This is a genomic window from Rhizobium sp. USDA 3886, assembly GCF_056279785.1.
This window is the reverse complement of the sequence record NZ_JBWCDC010000001.1, coordinates 3355089-3370625: the sequence shown is the minus strand read 5'-3', so window position 1 is coordinate 3370625 and position 15537 is coordinate 3355089. Positions and strand designations below refer to the sequence as shown.

16 protein-coding genes and 1 pseudogene are annotated in these 15537 nt (G+C 59.5%); 7 read left to right on the top strand and 10 right to left on the bottom strand.

Translation table 11 applies throughout. The features are described 5' to 3' along the window. Window positions 1-29 precede the first annotated feature (29 nt). Window positions 30-1253 (bottom strand): argininosuccinate synthase, encoded by a 1224-nt coding sequence (locus tag ACZ9BX_RS17050; protein WP_476219069.1) that lies wholly within the window; start codon window positions 1251-1253, stop codon window positions 30-32. 188 nt (window positions 1254-1441) lie between these two features. On the opposite strand from ACZ9BX_RS17050, the gene ACZ9BX_RS17045 reads away from it, so the two are divergent. After that, window positions 1442-2293: an SDR family NAD(P)-dependent oxidoreductase gene (locus ACZ9BX_RS17045; RefSeq protein ID WP_476219068.1), complete on the top strand. Its 852-nt coding sequence runs from the start codon at window positions 1442-1444 to the stop codon at window positions 2291-2293. A gap of 80 nt (window positions 2294-2373) precedes the next feature. Beyond that, window positions 2374-3015 (top strand): LysE family translocator, encoded by a 642-nt coding sequence (locus ACZ9BX_RS17040; protein WP_027511742.1) that lies wholly within the window; start codon window positions 2374-2376, stop codon window positions 3013-3015. An 11-nt stretch (window positions 3016-3026) separates the two neighbouring features. On the opposite strand, the gene ACZ9BX_RS17035 is transcribed toward ACZ9BX_RS17040, so the two are convergent. From ACZ9BX_RS17035 to ACZ9BX_RS17005, 7 genes are all read right to left on the bottom strand, one after another. Further along, window positions 3027-3821 carry an ABC transporter ATP-binding protein gene (locus tag ACZ9BX_RS17035; protein WP_476219065.1) on the bottom strand — a complete coding sequence of 265 codons (795 nt, stop codon included), beginning with the start codon at window positions 3819-3821 and terminating at the stop codon, window positions 3027-3029. Further along, window positions 3818-4699: an ABC transporter permease gene (locus ACZ9BX_RS17030; RefSeq protein ID WP_132562389.1), complete on the bottom strand. Its 882-nt coding sequence runs from the start codon at window positions 4697-4699 to the stop codon at window positions 3818-3820. The genes ACZ9BX_RS17035 and ACZ9BX_RS17030 overlap by 4 nt, the downstream gene beginning before the upstream one ends. A gap of 120 nt (window positions 4700-4819) precedes the next feature. Next, window positions 4820-5773 (bottom strand): ABC transporter substrate-binding protein, encoded by a 954-nt coding sequence (locus ACZ9BX_RS17025; RefSeq protein WP_476219062.1) that lies wholly within the window; start codon window positions 5771-5773, stop codon window positions 4820-4822. Window positions 5774-5863: 90 nt separating this feature from the next. Next, window positions 5864-7093, bottom strand: coding sequence for a dual-specificity RNA methyltransferase RlmN (rlmN, locus tag ACZ9BX_RS17020; RefSeq protein ID WP_476219060.1), 1230 nt, complete (start codon window positions 7091-7093; stop codon window positions 5864-5866). Between the two features lie 223 nt (window positions 7094-7316). After that, window positions 7317-7832, bottom strand: a complete 516-nt coding sequence (locus ACZ9BX_RS17015; RefSeq protein WP_476219058.1) for an invasion associated locus B family protein — start codon at window positions 7830-7832, stop codon at window positions 7317-7319. A 339-nt stretch (window positions 7833-8171) separates the two neighbouring features. Next, entirely contained in the window at window positions 8172-8561 is a 390-nt protein-coding gene (locus tag ACZ9BX_RS17010) for a YkvA family protein (protein WP_476219056.1), read from the bottom strand. 51 nt (window positions 8562-8612) lie between these two features. Further along, window positions 8613-8915: a 4a-hydroxytetrahydrobiopterin dehydratase gene (locus tag ACZ9BX_RS17005; protein WP_027511749.1), complete on the bottom strand. Its 303-nt coding sequence runs from the start codon at window positions 8913-8915 to the stop codon at window positions 8613-8615. Between the two features lie 36 nt (window positions 8916-8951). On the opposite strand from ACZ9BX_RS17005, the gene ACZ9BX_RS17000 reads away from it, so the two are divergent. Next, window positions 8952-9452 carry a low molecular weight protein-tyrosine-phosphatase gene (locus tag ACZ9BX_RS17000; protein ID WP_476219054.1) on the top strand — a complete coding sequence of 167 codons (501 nt, stop codon included), beginning with the start codon at window positions 8952-8954 and terminating at the stop codon, window positions 9450-9452. Here the strand turns inward: ACZ9BX_RS17000 and thpR are convergent. Next, window positions 9359-9952 carry an RNA 2',3'-cyclic phosphodiesterase gene (thpR, locus tag ACZ9BX_RS16995; protein ID WP_476219052.1) on the bottom strand — a complete coding sequence of 198 codons (594 nt, stop codon included), beginning with the start codon at window positions 9950-9952 and terminating at the stop codon, window positions 9359-9361. The two genes, ACZ9BX_RS17000 and thpR, sit on opposite strands and share 94 nt — an antisense overlap. Before the next feature lie 68 nt (window positions 9953-10020). Further along, window positions 10021-10665 carry an arylesterase gene (locus ACZ9BX_RS16990; RefSeq protein WP_476219050.1) on the bottom strand — a complete coding sequence of 215 codons (645 nt, stop codon included), beginning with the start codon at window positions 10663-10665 and terminating at the stop codon, window positions 10021-10023. A 54-nt stretch (window positions 10666-10719) separates the two neighbouring features. On the opposite strand from ACZ9BX_RS16990, the gene ACZ9BX_RS16985 reads away from it, so the two are divergent. From ACZ9BX_RS16985 to ACZ9BX_RS16970, 4 genes and pseudogenes are all read left to right on the top strand, one after another. Beyond that, window positions 10720-11427 (top strand): ABC transporter ATP-binding protein, encoded by a 708-nt coding sequence (locus tag ACZ9BX_RS16985; RefSeq protein ID WP_476219048.1) that lies wholly within the window; start codon window positions 10720-10722, stop codon window positions 11425-11427. Next, window positions 11424-13968 (top strand): annotated as a pseudogene (locus ACZ9BX_RS16980) (ABC transporter permease). Before ACZ9BX_RS16985 ends, ACZ9BX_RS16980 begins: the two are co-directional and overlap by 4 nt. Window positions 13969-14147: 179 nt before the next feature. Further along, window positions 14148-14876: a Bax inhibitor-1/YccA family protein gene (locus ACZ9BX_RS16975; protein ID WP_476219047.1), complete on the top strand. Its 729-nt coding sequence runs from the start codon at window positions 14148-14150 to the stop codon at window positions 14874-14876. A 102-nt stretch (window positions 14877-14978) separates the two neighbouring features. Next, a complete protein-coding gene (locus tag ACZ9BX_RS16970) occupies window positions 14979-15536 on the top strand; it encodes an N-acetyltransferase family protein (RefSeq protein ID WP_476219045.1) in 558 nt (185 codons plus the stop codon). The last annotated feature ends 1 nt before the right edge of the window (window position 15537 follow it).

Here is a 15537-nt window from a genome sequence, read left to right as displayed (position 1 = left end):
GGCCTCTCGTCAAGCATATTATGACATGCTTAGCTCTTGAGGTTACGCTTGCCGAGTGTGCGCAGGCGCAGTGCGTTCAGCTTGATGAAGCCCGCCGCGTCCTTCTGATCGTAGGCTCCCTGGTCGTCCTCGAAGGTGACCAGCTTGTCAGAATAGAGCGACTTCGGGCTCTCCCGGCCGATGACCATGACGTTGCCCTTGTAGAGCTTCAGCGTCACTTCGCCTTCGACATGCTCCTGGCTCTTGTCGATGAGGGCCTGCAGCATTTCGCGTTCCGGCGAGAACCAGAAGCCGTAGTAGATGAGTTCCGCGTAACGTGGCATCATCTCGTCCTTGAGGTGCGCTGCGCCGCGGTCGAGCGTGATGGATTCGATCGCACGGTGTGCCGAAAGCAGGATCGTGCCGCCGGGCGTTTCATAGACGCCGCGCGATTTCATGCCAACGAAACGGTTCTCCACGAGGTCAAGGCGGCCGATGCCGTTGTCTCGGCCGTAGGTGTTGAGCGTGGCGAGAAGCGTCGCAGGGGTCATGCGAACGCCGTTGATCGAAACCGCATCGCCCTTCTCGAAGCCCACCTTGATGACCGTCGCCTTGTCAGGTGCGGCTTCCGGCGAGATCGTGCGCATGTGCACGTATTCCGGTGCTTCCTGGGCCGGATCTTCCAGGACCTTGCCTTCGGATGACGAGTGCAGCAGGTTGGCGTCGACGGAGAACGGTGCCTCGCCTTTCTTGTCCTTGGCAACCGGGATCTGGTGCTGTTCAGCAAACGCGAGCAACTCGGTGCGGCTCTTGAACGCCCAATCGCGCCACGGCGCGATGATCTTGATGTCCGGGTTCAGCGCGTAGGCGGAAAGCTCGAAACGGACCTGGTCGTTGCCCTTGCCGGTTGCGCCATGGGCGATCGCATCGGCGCCGGTCTTGCGTGCGATGTCGATCAGGTGCTTGGAGATCAGCGGCCGGGCGATCGAAGTGCCGAGCAGGTAGACGCCCTCATAGAGGGCATTGGCGCGGAACATCGGAAAGACGAAATCCTTCACGAACTCTTCGCGCACGTCCTCGACATAGATTTCCTTGATGCCGAGCATCTCGGCCTTCTTGCGCGCCGGTCCCAGCTCTTCGCCCTGGCCCAGGTCGGCGGTGAAGGTCACTACTTCGGCGCCGAGTTCAATCTGCAGCCACTTGAGGATGATCGAGGTATCGAGGCCGCCGGAATAGGCGAGCACGACTTTTTTCACGTCTTTTTTGGATGCCATGATGATGAGGTCCGTTGCATATGGGCAGCGGCGAACCCGCATAGCCCGGTGTCGCGGGCACTTTTAGCGAGATTGTCGCGTGACGCAAGGGCAGGATTGCCGCCGCAGGTGTGGGCTTGGAGTTTGACAGTGCGAAACGCACACCCATATCTGGCTGCGTCCGAACAATGGTTGAGGAGGCCGGTCCTATGAATATTCAGGAGATTTTCAAGAAGCCCAATGTTGCCGTGATAACCGGCGGCGCATCCGGTATCGGCCTTGCGGCGGCGAAGCATTTCGCCAAGGCAGGCATGAAGGTCGCAATTGCCGATCTCGGCGGCGAGCGGCTGGCTAAGGCTCGTGGCGAACTCGAAGCCATTGCCGGCCACGAGCGCGTGATCGCGGTCGAGGCGGATGTTTCCGACAAAACGTCGCTGGAAGCGCTCGAACGGGCTGTCGTTCAGCGCTTCGGCCGCGTCCATGTCCTTATGAACAACGCCGGCATCGGTCCGGAAACCTCGATCTTCAGTGCTCAGGCGAACTGGGACAGCATCCTGGCTGTCAATCTCCTCGGCGTCATCAATGGCACGCGCGTCTTCGGACCGGGCATGTTGGCACATGGCGAGCCCGGACTCATCATCAACACCGGCTCCAAGCAGGGCATCACGACCCCTCCGGGCAATCCCGCCTACAATATCTCGAAGGCAGGCGTGAAGGTTTTCACCGAAGCGCTGGAGCACGAGCTTCGCAACACCGAAGGCTCGAAGATCTCAGCCCATCTTCTGATCCCGGGCTTCGTTTTCACCGGCCTCACCAAGGGCGACAGCGCCGAAAAGCCCGCGGCCGCCTGGACACCGGAGCAGACGGTCGACTTCATGATCGAAAGCCTGCAGCGCGGCGATTTCTATATCCTATGCCCGGACAACGACGTCGCCCGCCCGGTTGACGAGCGCCGCATGGCCTGGGCGATCGGCGACATCATCGAGAACCGCCCGCCGCTATCGCGCTGGCACAAGGATTATGCCGACAGGTTCAAGGCCTCCCTTGAAGAAAAGCGATAGGCGGATCATCAGGATTGATTTGTAATTTTCTGAAAGCTGGATAAGAAAACACTAACTCTTATCAGCTTTCAGAGTGTGTCATGGATTTCGTGCCGAGCATCGCAACCCTTCTCGCCTTCACGGCGGCCAGCCTGCTTCTCGCAGCAACGCCAGGGCCGGATATGACACTCTCGATCAGCCGAGCACTCTCTCAAGGCAAAAAGCCGGCGCTTTACGTCGTCTTGGGCACCAGCCTCGGCATCGTGGTTCATACCATGCTGGTTGCTTTCGGTATCTCGGCGCTGATCACCGCCTCGCCGATGGCCTTCTTGATTCTGAAGACCGGAGGTGCCGCCTATCTTCTCTGGCTGGCTCTTCAGGCAATCCGCTTTGGCTCGAAGCTCTCCGTCGAGCAGGTCAGCGAAGCCAAAGGCACACCGCTTTCCAACATATCCGTCGGCTTCTGGGTCAATCTCCTAAACCCCAAGGTCATCATCTTCTTCATGACCTTCCTGCCGCAGTTTGTAAGCGCCGGCGATCCGGCGGTGACACAGAAGCTGTTGTTCCTCGGTTTCTTCTTCATCCTGATCGGTATGCCGGTGAACACTTTTGTGGTTCTCGCCTCCGACTGGCTCGCCGGCTGGCTACAGAAAAACAGGAAGGTTCTGCGCGGAATGGACTACACGTTTGCGGGGGTCTTCTCGATCTTCGCCGTGAAGATCTTCTTTACGCAGGCGCGTTGACCACACCTGCCCTAGCCGATCAGTAGTGCGTCGTCGTCCAGCGTCTGTCCGCGCATCTTGCGGAACATCGCGATCAGGTCTTCGACTTGCAGGTCCTTGCGGCTGCCACCGCTGACGTCCAGCACGATTTCGCCACCATGCAGCATGACGGTGCGGTGTCCGTAGTCCAGCGCCTGGCGCATGGAATGGGTCACCATCAGCGTGGTCAGCTTGCGCTCCGAGACAATCTTGTCCGTGAGGCTCATGACAAATTCCGCCATGGCTGGATCAAGTGCGGCCGTATGTTCGTCGAGCAACAGCACCTCGGAACCGGCAAGCGTCGCCATGACCAGCGAAACCGCCTGCCGCTGACCGCCGGAAAGCAAATCCATGCGATCAGCCATACGATTTTCGAGGCCGAGGTTCAGTTCGCTGATCCGTTCACGGAAATGATCGCGGCGCCTCGGGCCGAGGGCCGCCACCAATCCGCGCCGCTCGCCGCGCCGGGCGGCAAGAGCTAGATTCTCCTCGATCGAGAGGGAGCCGCAGCTTCCGGTCAGCGGGTCCTGGAAGACGCGTGCGACAAGCCCCGCACGCTGAGCGGTCTGCTTGCGCGTCACATCGATATCGCCGATCAGCACCTTCCCCTCGCTTGCCAGAACGTCGCCAGCAAGAACGCCGAGCAGCGTCGATTTGCCGGCGCCGTTGGAGCCGATGACGGTCACGAAGGAGCCTTGCTCAATCGTCAGGCTGACGCCATTTAGCGCCCTTTTCTCGAGCGGCGTGCCCTTCCCGAAAACGACTTTGACATCCTTGACGCTGATCACGATGCGGCTCCTCCGCGGCGAATACGGGGAAGAATGAGCGCAATAGTCACGAGAACCGCCGTCACGAAATTGAGGTCCGAGGCCTGAAGTCCCATTATATCGGTCGAAAGCGCAAGTTGAATGGCAATGCGGTAGATGATCGAGCCGAAGACACAGCCGATGAGGGCAATCAGGAGCCCCCGGCGGCCCAGCAGCGTCTCACCGATGATCACGGCGGCAAGGCCGACCACGATCGTGCCGACACCAGAGGTCACATCGGCAAAGCCATTGGTCTGCGCGAAGAGCGCGCCGCCAAGCGCGACAAGAGCATTCGACATCGCCATGCCAAGATAAATTTGCCTGCTCGTATCGACGCCCTGCGCCCGCGCCATCCGTGCATTTGCACCCGTTGCTCGCATCGCAAGCCCGGCATCGCTTTCGAGGAAACGCCAGACCACGATCAACAAGATGATGACGAGAACACCGACAAAGAGCGGCCGGACATAAAAGTCGCGAAGACCAAGACCGAAGAACGGGCTGATCATCGTATCGGCATTGATCAGCGCGACGTTGGGTTTGCCCATGACGCGGAGATTGACCGAGAAGAGCGCAATCATGGTCAGGATCGACGCGAGCAGGTTCAAGATCTTGAACCTGACGTTGAGCATCGCGGTCACGATGCCTGCGCCAGCCCCCGCGACCATCGCAAGGAGCGCAGCAAGCCAAGGGTTCACGCCGGCAATAATCAACACCGCAGTAACCGCTGCACCGAGCGGGAAGGAGCCGTCGACAGTCAGATCCGGAAAATCGAGGACGCGAAACGCGAGATAGACACCGAGGGCGACAAAGGCATAAACCAGCCCCAGCTCCACGGCTCCCCAAAATGCAATCTGACTCAAGGCGACATGCCCTTCTTTTCTTCAGTTCTGCCCAATCGTAAGGGCATCAATATCATCAGCCGCTCCCGTTTAGAAACAGGAACGGCTAAGCGCAATATCGATAGCGGCAAAAGCTGCTTGTTATTCGATGACACGATTGGCCCGCTTGAGAACGCTTTCTGGAAGCGTAACGCCCATTTTCTGAGCCGCGGCCTTGTTGATGACGAGATCGCTGCCGGCGGCGACCTTGACCGGGATATCACCCGGATTTTCGCCCTTCAGGACACGGACCACGACATCGCCGGTCTGCTTGCCAACGTCGTAATAGTTGAACCCGAGTGCCGCGACGGAGCCGCGTGAGACGGAATCGGTATCCGCCGTAAAGAGCGGCAGCTTGCTTTCTGCGGCGACCGCAACTGCGCCTTCCAGCGCCGAGATGATCGTGTTGTCCGTCGGCACGTAGATCATATCGGCACGGCCGACGAGCGAGCGAGCTGCACCCTGCACCTCCGCAGACTTGGTTGCCGCCGATTCAACGACGCTCATGCCGGCCTTCTCCGCTTCACCCTTCAGGACTGCAAGCAGCGACACCGAATTCGCTTCCCCGGAATTGTAGAGGTAGCCAATCGTCTTGGCCTCCGGCAGGATTTCCTTGATCAGCGCGACGTGCTCGGCAACCGGCGACATATCGGAAAGGCCGGTGACATTGCCGCCAGGCTTGTCCATATCCTTGACGAGCTGCGCGCCGAGCGGATCGGAAACGGCGGTGAAGACCACCGGAATGTCGCGGGTCGCGGAAACCACGGCCTGCGCCGACGGCGTGGAGATCGGCACAATGATGTTCGGATCCTCGCCTGCGAACTGACGGGCGATCTGCGCTGCCGTAGCAGGATTTCCCTGTGCGGATTCAAAGAGGAATGTGAGGTTCTCGCCTTCCTTGTAGCCTGCCGCCGCAAGCGTATCCTGGACGCCCTTGCGCACGGCATCAAGCGCCGGGTGCTCGACGATAGCGGTCACGGCGACCGTGACGTCGTCAGCCTTGGCGGGCAAGGTAAGGGCAAGAGTCGCCGCGACGGCGAGCGAGATCAAACGCATGAGAGTCCTCCATCGGTGATGAAAGGCTTCTAAGAAAACCGCACGCCGCAATCAATCGCAAAGAACTGCTGCAAGGATCAAACTTGCTGATCAGTCATCGGCGCCGTGATTGGCGATCATCATCGCCTCGAAGGCCAGGCGCTCGGTCTTGCGCATGCGCTCGGATTCCGACTTAAGCTGGCCGCATGCGGCAAGGATGTCGCGGCCGCGTGGCGTGCGGATCGGCGACGCGTAGCCCGCCGAATTGATGAAATCGGCAAACTTCTCGATCTGCGCCCAGTCAGAACACTGATAATTCGTGCCAGGCCAGGGATTGAACGGGATCAGGTTGATCTTGGCAGGCACGCCCTTCAAGAGCTGGATCAGCCCCTTGGCATCTTCCAGACTGTCGTTGACGTCCTTCAGCATCACATATTCGAAGGTGATGCGACGCGCGTTGGAGAGGCCCGGATAAGCACGGCACGCGTCGATCAATTCCTTCAGCGGATACTTCTTGTTGATCGGCACCAGGATGTCGCGCAGGTCGTCGCGCACGGCATGCAGCGAGATCGCCAGCATGACGCCAATCTCGTCTCCGGTGCGGAAAATCTCGGGCACGACGCCGGAGGTGGAAAGCGTGACGCGGCGCTTCGAAAGTGAAAGCCCGTCGCCGTCCGTGGCGATCAGCAAGGCCTGCTTCACTGCATCGAAATTGTAGAGCGGCTCACCCATGCCCATCATGACGATGTTGCTCACCTTGCGGCCTTCCGACGGCACGACGGCGCCGACCGGAACGTCGCGGTCCGGGAAATCGCCAAGCCGGTCGCGGGCAAGCAGGAGCTGCGAGAGGATTTCTTCCGCTGTCAGGTTGCGTACCAGCCGCTGCGTGCCGGTATGACAGAAGGAACAGGTGAGCGTACAGCCCACCTGGCTGGAGATGCAGAGCGTGCCGCGGCCCTCTTCCGGGATGTACACCGTCTCGACCTCGACGGGCCGTCCGGCGCCGCGGGGCGGAAAGCGCAGCAGCCATTTGCGTGTGCCGTCATTGGAAACCTGCTCTTCGACAATCTCTGGACGCGCGATCGTGAAATGCTGCTTCAGCATCTCGCGCATGTCCTTGGCGATATTCACCATCTGATCGAAATCGGAGATGCCGCGCACATAGATCCAGTTCCACAACTGGCTGACGCGCATCTTGATCTGCTTGTCGGCAACGCCCTTCTCGCTAAGCGCTTGGCCCATTTCCCCGCGGCTCAAGCCGATCAGCGACGGCTTCGGCGAAAGCTCCGTGCGCGGCTGCGCGGCAGGCTTGGTGATGGTCACGGCATCCATGACGGACATGGTCCCTTATCCCGAAATCAAACTGCACTCACCCCGGTAAGCCGGAAGACTTCGCGGGCGGCATCGGCAGTTCACAGAAAATTGATTAGCGGAGCGGCTATGCCGCGATCTTCCGCAGTTGCGCGCGGCTTTATCATCATTTTCGCCGCGCGTCACTATAGATGGCAAACGGCAAAGGCCGGCGCAAGGGCCGGCCTTGAACTTCAAGATCGCGCAACGGGGCTTACTTGCAGGCTTCGATCTGCTTCAGCGAAGCAGAGATGCCGGAGAGCGAGTAGCTGTAGGATGTGGCGGTGCCTCGGCGAGACATCGCATTGACAGTCATCGACTTACCGCCCTTCATGGCTGCCACAAGCGCCGGTTCCTGCGCCGCATTCTCGACCCAGCCGGCCTTATCCTTGGTGAACATAACGAAGGTCTTGCTATCGATGACGACTTCTATCTTCGAGCCTTCCTTGACCGTGTAGCCCATCATGGCCTGCGGCTCGTAGGAGATGTTCTGGCCGGGACGCTGCGAGACGATGAAGAAGTTGTCGCCGTGGTCGATGCCAGCCGGTTTCTTTTCGGTCGGCACGGACAGCACGTAGCAAACATTGCCATTGCCCTGCTTGTAGGAATAGGCACCCCAAGCCTGGAATTGCTGGATGCGCGTGGGCGCAGCAGCAGTCTGCTGCGCTCCTGCAGTTCCGGCCGTGATCAGAACGAGTGCGAGAGCGGATACGATACTTTTTACAAACATGGATTTCCTGCCGGTTCTTACGATTCAGCGCCCTGTCGGAGCGAGCGGCGTCTTCGTCACGATCTGCTTTATTTTGACTTGATTCAGGTTACCAAAGCGTCAACGGAGCCTACGAATTGTCGCCACGTGTGTCATTCCGGCCTGAGTGTCAACGTATAACGCGATTGCGCCCCGCGACGATATTCTGCCCTGATGGCGTGATGCCATCCCTTCGAGGAGATTTAAGACATAAAGATTCAGGCAAGAGTTTGACCTTCCGGAATTCCGCTGCAGGACCATTAAGGCATTGGAAATTTATCAAAGAATTGCCTGAGCACAGGTGCTGGAAGCCGAAACGGCCTAGATCGTTTTCATGCCTTCCGGCTGATCGGCAAGCGCACGATCCGCCCGCTCGTAATGCTTCGCTTTCACATGGCTGCTGACCATCGCAAACGCTGCGGAGAGCACGGCAATATCGTCCGAAAAGCCGACTAGGGCGAAAATGTCCGGAATCATGTCCAGAGGCAGGATGAAATACGCTAGCGCAGCAAGCATGATGCCGCGTACACGCGCCGGCGTCTCGGGATCGAGCGCGCAATAGAAGCCCGCCACCAGATCGCGTGAAAACGGAATTTGCCGCACTGCCCGCTTGAAGGTCGGCCAGAACTTTTTCCGCACAGCCTTTTCCCGCCTGCTCTGGGTATCTTCGTCCCCGGGGAGCAGGATCTCACCGAACTTGACGTCGTCCATTCCGTTTTCCCTTTTCGTGCATGCGAAGATATGGTGATGGCTTCGGCATATTCAATCAATCTGTCCGGCAGCCTTGTCCATCGCCTTGGCAAGCTTGAAGTCGAGTTCGGTCAGGCCGCCCGCATCATGCGTGTTCAGCTTCACCTCAACCCTGGAATAGACATTGAACCATTCCGGATGGTGGTTGAGCTTTTCTGCCACAAGCGCCGCCTTCGTCATGAAACCGAAGGCTTCAACGAAGCTTGCGAATTTGAAGGTTTTGGAGATCGATGCTGCACCATCATCCAGGGACCAGCCCGTCAATCCGGCAAGCTGGCCGTTGATCGCACTCCGTTCCAGTTTCTCCTGTTTCATGTCATTGTTCTCCCATCTGTTCCGTCAGGTCCCTTCATGAAACGCGTCAGCATTCTCTTTGTTTGCATGGGCAACATCTGCCGCTCTCCGCTCGCCGAAGGCATCCTTGCGCGTACTGCAAGAGAAGCCGGTCTTGCCGATCGTTTCAAGATTGATTCGGCAGGTACCGGCGGCTGGCATCAAGGCAAACAGCCTGATAGGCGCTCGATCGCAATCGCACGAGCCCACGGTATTGACATTACAGAGCAGCGTGCCCGCCATATCCGCCCTGACGATTTCGAGGAATTCGATCTTGTCCTCGCAATGGACCGCGCCAATATTGCCGAGCTTCGCGCGATGGCGCCGGGCGCAGGCAACATAATGCTTTTCGGCGACGCCGCGCTTCAGACCGGCGAGGATATCCCGGACCCCTACTACGGCGGCCCGGAAGGCTTTGAACTGATCTATACGAGGCTTTTGACCGGCTGCATCGCGCTGGTCGATAAGCTCGGCGCGGACCAAGCCTCGCTCAGCGGGAAGACTTCTTCCGTCAGATAGGGACCGCCGCCGACCGACTCCCGCGAAGAAAGCAGCACGAAGCGTGGAACCGTGAAGGATGACGTCTGGAAGTTGCCTCGACTGGAAAGATAGTGGACGACGTCATCGACGCGCGAGGACTTCAGCCGCGCCAGCGTCACATGCGGCGTAAATTTGCGGGGATCCGGCGGCAGGCCGATCCTCTGGCATATACGTTCGATTTCAGCCTGCAGGGCATACATCTCCGGCAAAGGCGAAACGCCCGCCCAAACGGAATGGGGCTTCTTCGAGCCGAAGGAGCCGATGCCGTCAAGGCGTATCTGAAATTCGGGCCGGTCGATCCGGTCCAAGCGCTCGACGATCTCGTCCGCAGTACGTCCATCGACATCGCCGATGAAACGCAGCGTGATATGGTAATTCTCGACATCGATCCATCTAGCACCGGGAAGACCACCGCGCAGCAATGAAAGGCTCATCGCCGCATTGCGCGGAATTTCGAGGGCGGTAAACAGTCTCGGCATAACGAGCACTCCCCGAATCTTTTGCAGGTGCTCACACGGAATCACGCATTCGAGACCCGCGCAAGCCCTTATTTCTTCACAGTAGAAATCGTCCCGATGAATTCCGTGACAGCTGGTTCCATCTTCTGGACCATCACATCAATGCCCTTCGCGTTCGGATGCATTCCATCCTCAAGCTTTAAACTGGCGTCCGTGACGACCCCGTCAAGGAAGAAGGCATAGTGCGGAACCTTATGTTTTTCCGCGAGTTTTTGGTAGATCGGATTGAACCGCGCGGCATAATCCGCCCCCATGTTCGGCGGCGCCATCATACCCACAAGCAGCACCGCGATGCCGCGACCCTTTAGCCGGGCAATTATCGCATCGAGATTCTTTTCGCTCTCTTCCGGGGCAATGCCGCGCAACGCGTCGTTGGCACCAAGCTCCAAAATGACGCCGTTTGTGCCATCCGGGACAGACCAGTCGATTCGCGCCAGCCCGCCTGCCGTCGTGTCGCCGGAAACGCCCGCATTGGCGATCGAAACATCGACGCCTTTGGCTTTCAAGGCCGCTTGCAGCTTCTCCGGGAAGCCGTCGCCTGGCGGCAGTTCGTAGCCTGCCATCAGGCTGTCGCCGAAGCCGACAAGGTTGATGGTCGTGGAATTTGCACTGGTCCCGAAAATCAACGAAACGGCAATGACAGCGATGTGAAGCGCGACAACTTTAAATCTCATGCGGCTTTCCCTAGATTGGCAAAGTCTTTGCAATTCATATAGGGCGATTTTCTGTTGGCAAAAACCATCATCAAGCTCAAGCAGGCAGATTTGACGCTGGGCAATGCTGCAGCCTCCGTGCATGTATTGAAAGGCATCGACCTTTCGGTCGCCGCCGGCGAGTCGGTTGGTATCGTTGGCCCCTCCGGTTCCGGCAAGTCCACATTGCTGATGGTCCTCGCCGGTCTCGAGAAACTCGATAGCGGCGAGATCCACATCAACGAGACACCCCTGCACGCTCTCAGCGAAGACCAGGTCGCTGATTTCCGCGGCCGCAATATCGGCATCGTCTTCCAGTCGTTCCATCTGATCGCCAATATGACGGCCCTTGAAAACGTCGCAGTACCACTTGAGCTCGCAAACGTGCCGAACCCTTTCGAAATCGCCCGGCGCGAGCTGATGTCGGTCGGCCTCGGCGAGCGGCTGAGCCACTATCCGGGCCAGCTTTCCGGCGGCGAACAGCAGCGCGTCGCCATCGCCCGCGCGCTTGCGCCTTCGCCCGCCCTCCTCATCGCCGACGAACCGACCGGTAATCTCGACACCGATACCGGCCGCCAGATCGCCGATCTGCTGTTTTCCAAGCAGGCCGAGCGCGGCATGACTCTGCTGCTCGTCACGCATGACGTGTCGCTCGCCAACCGATGCTCGCGGCAGATCAAAGTCCGTTCCGGCCAGATCGAAGGCGATACTGCCGACCGGCGTTCCGAAGCAGCCATCGCATGAAGCTCGTCACACCCCGCGTCGCGCTCGCCTTCCGTCTTGCCCTTCGCGAGCTTCGCGGCGGCCTCAGGGGCTTCTATATTTTCCTTGCCTGCATCGCGCTCGGCACCGGCGCGATCGCCGCCGTCAATTCCGTCTCGCAATCGATCACCGACACAATCGCATCCCAGGGCCAGGAACTGCTCGCCGGCGATGTCCGTTTCGAACTGAATAATCGCGAGGCGACCCAGCAGGAGATGGGTTTCCTCCGGGGCCTTGGCCAGGTTTCCGCCTCGACCGGCCTTCGCTCCATGGCACGAAAGCCGGATGGCTCCGATCAGGCGCTGGTCGAGGTCAAGGCGGTGGATAACGCCTATCCGCTCTATGGCAGATTCATTGCCGAACCGGATTACACCCTTTCCGCTCTGCTCTCCGATCAGAACGGAACCTATGGCGCCGTTGCAGCACCCCTGCTGCTGGAGCGCCTCGGTCTTGCGGTCGGCGACGAGATCCTGCTCGGAAACGCGACGCTCAGCATCACCGGCACCGTTAAGACAGAGCCAGATGCGCTCTCAGAAGGTTTCGGTTTTGCGCCGCGTCTGGTGGTCAGCCGGCAAGCTCTGGCTGCCTCCGGGCTCATCCAGACCGGCAGCCTTGTCGAGCATGTCTACAAGATCAAGCTCGACGACCCCTCCGAGCGCGGCAGCGTGCGCGACCGCGCCACCACGGAGTTACCATCGGCGGGCTGGTCGATCCGAACGAGCGACCGCGCGGCACCCTCGCTCACCGAAAACATTACCCGCTTCTCGCAATTCCTCACGCTCGTCGGCCTCACCGCACTGATCGTCGGCGGCGTGGGCGTCGCTAACGCCGTCCGGGCCTTCCTAGATGCGAAGCGCACAACGATCGCGACATTCAAATGCCTCGGAGCACCTGCCGCAGTCGTCGTCCTCGTTTATCTCTTCCAGATTGCGATCATCGCCTTCGCCGGCATCCTGATCGGCCTCCTCTTGGGTATCCTGTCGCCGATGCTCGCCGCGCAATTTCTCGCACAATTCCTGCCGGTCTCCACCGAGCCGACGCTCTATCCAGACGCGCTGCTGATAGCAGCGCTCTTCGGCATCCTGACGACACTCGCCTTCGCCATCATGCCGCTCGGCCATGCCCGCGAAGTGCCGGCAACCGCGCTCTTCCGCGAACAGGGTTTCGAGGCACGCCGCCTGCCCTCGTGGCCCTATATCCTGCTTGCCGCGCTTTTCATGGCAGCACTTGCCAGTCTTGCGATCCTTACCGCCTATGACCGCTACATCGCCGTCATCTTCGTCTGTGCGATCGTCTTCGCCTTCGTCATCTTGCGCGCTGTTGCGGCACTGATCGCCTGGCTTGCCAAGCGCAGCCCGCACGTCAATTCGCCGGCACTGAGGCTTGCGATCGGCAACATCCATCGCCCTGGCGCACTGACGCCGTCCGTCGTCCTCTCGCTCGGTCTCGGCCTCGCTCTGCTGGTCACCCTGACGCTCATCGACGGCAACCTCCGCCGGCAATTGACTGGACGCATGGCCGATGGCGCACCGAATTTCTTCTTCGTCGACATTCAAAGTGCCGAGGTCGAAAACTTCCGCAGCCTGATCAACCGGCAGGCACCAGAAGGCAAACTCGTCGAAGTGCCGATGCTGCGCGGCCGTATCTTGGCGCTGAACGGGAAGGGACGTGACCAAGATCCAGGTGCCGCCCGGTGGCCAGTGGGTGCTGCGCGGCGATCGCGGCATCACCTATTCAGAGTCGAAGCCGGAAAACTCCTCGCTGACGGAGGGAAGCTGGTGGCCGAAGGACTACGGGGGCGAGCCGCTTGTCTCCTTCTCCTCGGAAGAAGCCAGAGAACTCGGCCTGAAGATCGGCGATACCGTCACTGTCAATGTGCTTGGCCGCAACCTCACTGCCAAAATTGCCAACTTGCGGAAGGTCGAGTGGGAATCGCTGTCGATCAATTTCGTCATGGTCTTCTCGCCCAATACCTTCCGTGGCGCTCCGCATGCATGGTTGGCAACGCTTACCGATCCCTCGGCGACGCCGGCCGTGGAAGCAGCCATCCTCAAATCCGTGACCAATACCTACCCGACGATCACCAGCGTCCGTGTCAAAGATGCGATCGACATCGTCAACACGCTGGTCGCGCAGCTTGCGACTGCAATCCGCGCGGCCGCCTCCGTTGCGCTCATCTCCTCCATTCTGGTACTCGCCGGCGCGCTTGCCGCCGGCAACCGGGCACGAACCCACGATGCCGTCGTGCTCAAGACGCTGGGCGCGACGCGAGCGATGCTGATCCGCGCCTTCAGCTACGAATATCTGATCCTAGGGATTGCAACGGCGGTCTTCGCATTGATCGCCGGCGGAGCCGCGGCCTGGTTCATCGTCAGCCGAATCATGCGGATACCTTCGACGTTCCTGCCGGATGTCGCTGGCCTTACGCTGATCACCGCTCTGGTCCTGACCGTTGGCATCGGGCTGATCGGCACTTGGCGCATTCTCGGCCAGAAGGCAGCACCCGTTTTACGCGAACTCTGAATCGGCGGCAGATAAAATCCCTTCACCTTACGGCGATTTAACCCGATCGCGGGTTGCAAGGGCCTTGTTTGCAACGGGCGAAAGGCTCATATTATCGCTAGGCATGCTGGAGCTCCGCAGCGGCGCCCGGGTCGTATAGCCCGACACCGTATTTCCATCGGAGCTTTTAAGAGGAAACTATGGCTGACCTTCGTAACTACCAAAGCCGCGCACAAACTGGCGAGATGATCGACCAAGGACTGCGCTCCTATATGCTCAAGGTCTACAACCTGATGGCGCTGGGTCTGGCGATCACGGGTGTAGCGGCATTTCTGTCATTCCAGCTCGCTTTTGCCGACGGTCAATTGACCGCCTTCGGCCAGGCGATCTATGTGAGCCCGCTGAAGTGGGTCGTGATCCTTGCCCCGTTGGCTCTGGTGTTTTTCCTGAGCTTCCGGATTGGCCGCATGAGTGTCGCCGCCGCCCAGACGACCTTCTGGGTCTATGCCGCACTCGTCGGCCTTTCGCTGTCGTCAATCCTGCTGATCTACACGGGCCAGAGCGTCGTTCAAACGTTCTTCATCACCGCCGCCTCCTTTGGCGCGCTGTCGCTCTACGGTTACTCGACAAAACGTGACCTCTCGGCGATGGGCTCGTTCCTGATCATGGGCCTCTTCGGTCTGATCATCGCCTCGGTGGTGAACATTTTCCTGGCCTCTTCCGCGATGCAGTTCGCGATCTCCGTGATCGGCGTTCTGATCTTCGCAGGCCTTACAGCCTACGATACGCAGCGGATCAAGGAAATGTACTTCGAAGCCGATGACGTTGCCGTCGCCGGCCGCAAGGCGATCATAGGCGCGCTGACGCTCTATCTCGACTTTATCAACCTCTTCATGTTCCTGCTGCAGTTCCTCGGTAACCGCAGGTAAGGGGACAGCATCACCGAAAAGGCGGCTCCGGCCGCCTTTTTTATTGCGCGTTGAGCGATGGAGTGTTTTCTAAAGACTATTCATCAATAGTCGGCCGACTCAATGCCCTTCTCCCTTCGTGACGCCACTCCTTCCGACCTCCCCGCAATCACGGAGATCTATCGCGAATCAGTCCTCAATGGCGTCGCGAGCTACGAGATCATCCCGCCTTCGGAATCCGAGATGGCCTCTCGCTTCTCCGCGAATACCGACCTCGGGTATCCCTATGTCGCTGCGGTTGATGAGAATGGGACCCTGCTTGGCTATGCCTACGCCTCCGCCTTCCGCACCCGACCTGCCTATCGCTGGATCGTGGAGGATTCAATCTATCTCGTGCCTGCAGCGCGCGGCCTTGGCATCGGTCGGGCACTGCTCACAGCGCTGATTTCACGCTGCACGGAACTCGGCTTCCGCCAGATGGTAGCCGTCATTGGCGGCGCTCATCCTGCTTCGATCGCGCTTCATCGCACGTTGGGCTTTGACGATACGGGTTTGCTGAAAGGTACCGGATACAAACACGGGCGCTGGCTTGACACGATGATCATGCAGCGGCCGCTCGGCGATGGCAAAGACAGCGATCCTAATCCGTCGGTCTATCCCGGCACGCTGTTCATGGGCTGAT

Excerpts from the sequence above, each read along its gene's own strand:
- ACZ9BX_RS17050 (WP_476219069.1), bottom strand. The coding sequence starts at position 1,253 with ATGGCATCCAAAAAAGACGTGAAAAAAGTCGTGCTCGCCTATTCCGGC.
- ACZ9BX_RS17045 (WP_476219068.1), top strand. The coding sequence starts at position 1,442 with ATGAATATTCAGGAGATTTTCAAGAAGCCCAATGTTGCCGTGATAACC.
- ACZ9BX_RS17040 (WP_027511742.1), top strand. The coding sequence starts at position 2,374 with ATGGATTTCGTGCCGAGCATCGCAACCCTTCTCGCCTTCACGGCGGCC.
- ACZ9BX_RS17025 (WP_476219062.1), bottom strand. The coding sequence starts at position 5,773 with ATGCGTTTGATCTCGCTCGCCGTCGCGGCGACTCTTGCCCTTACCTTG.
- rlmN (WP_476219060.1), bottom strand. The coding sequence starts at position 7,093 with ATGTCCGTCATGGATGCCGTGACCATCACCAAGCCTGCCGCGCAGCCG.
- ACZ9BX_RS17015 (WP_476219058.1), bottom strand. The coding sequence starts at position 7,832 with ATGTTTGTAAAAAGTATCGTATCCGCTCTCGCACTCGTTCTGATCACG.
- ACZ9BX_RS17010 (WP_476219056.1), bottom strand. The coding sequence starts at position 8,561 with ATGGACGACGTCAAGTTCGGTGAGATCCTGCTCCCCGGGGACGAAGAT.
- ACZ9BX_RS17005 (WP_027511749.1), bottom strand. The coding sequence starts at position 8,915 with ATGAAACAGGAGAAACTGGAACGGAGTGCGATCAACGGCCAGCTTGCC.
- ACZ9BX_RS17000 (WP_476219054.1), top strand. The coding sequence starts at position 8,952 with ATGAAACGCGTCAGCATTCTCTTTGTTTGCATGGGCAACATCTGCCGC.
- thpR (WP_476219052.1), bottom strand. The coding sequence starts at position 9,952 with ATGCCGAGACTGTTTACCGCCCTCGAAATTCCGCGCAATGCGGCGATG.
- ACZ9BX_RS16990 (WP_476219050.1), bottom strand. The coding sequence starts at position 10,665 with ATGAGATTTAAAGTTGTCGCGCTTCACATCGCTGTCATTGCCGTTTCG.
- ACZ9BX_RS16975 (WP_476219047.1), top strand. The coding sequence starts at position 14,148 with ATGGCTGACCTTCGTAACTACCAAAGCCGCGCACAAACTGGCGAGATG.
- ACZ9BX_RS16970 (WP_476219045.1), top strand. The coding sequence starts at position 14,979 with ATGCCCTTCTCCCTTCGTGACGCCACTCCTTCCGACCTCCCCGCAATC.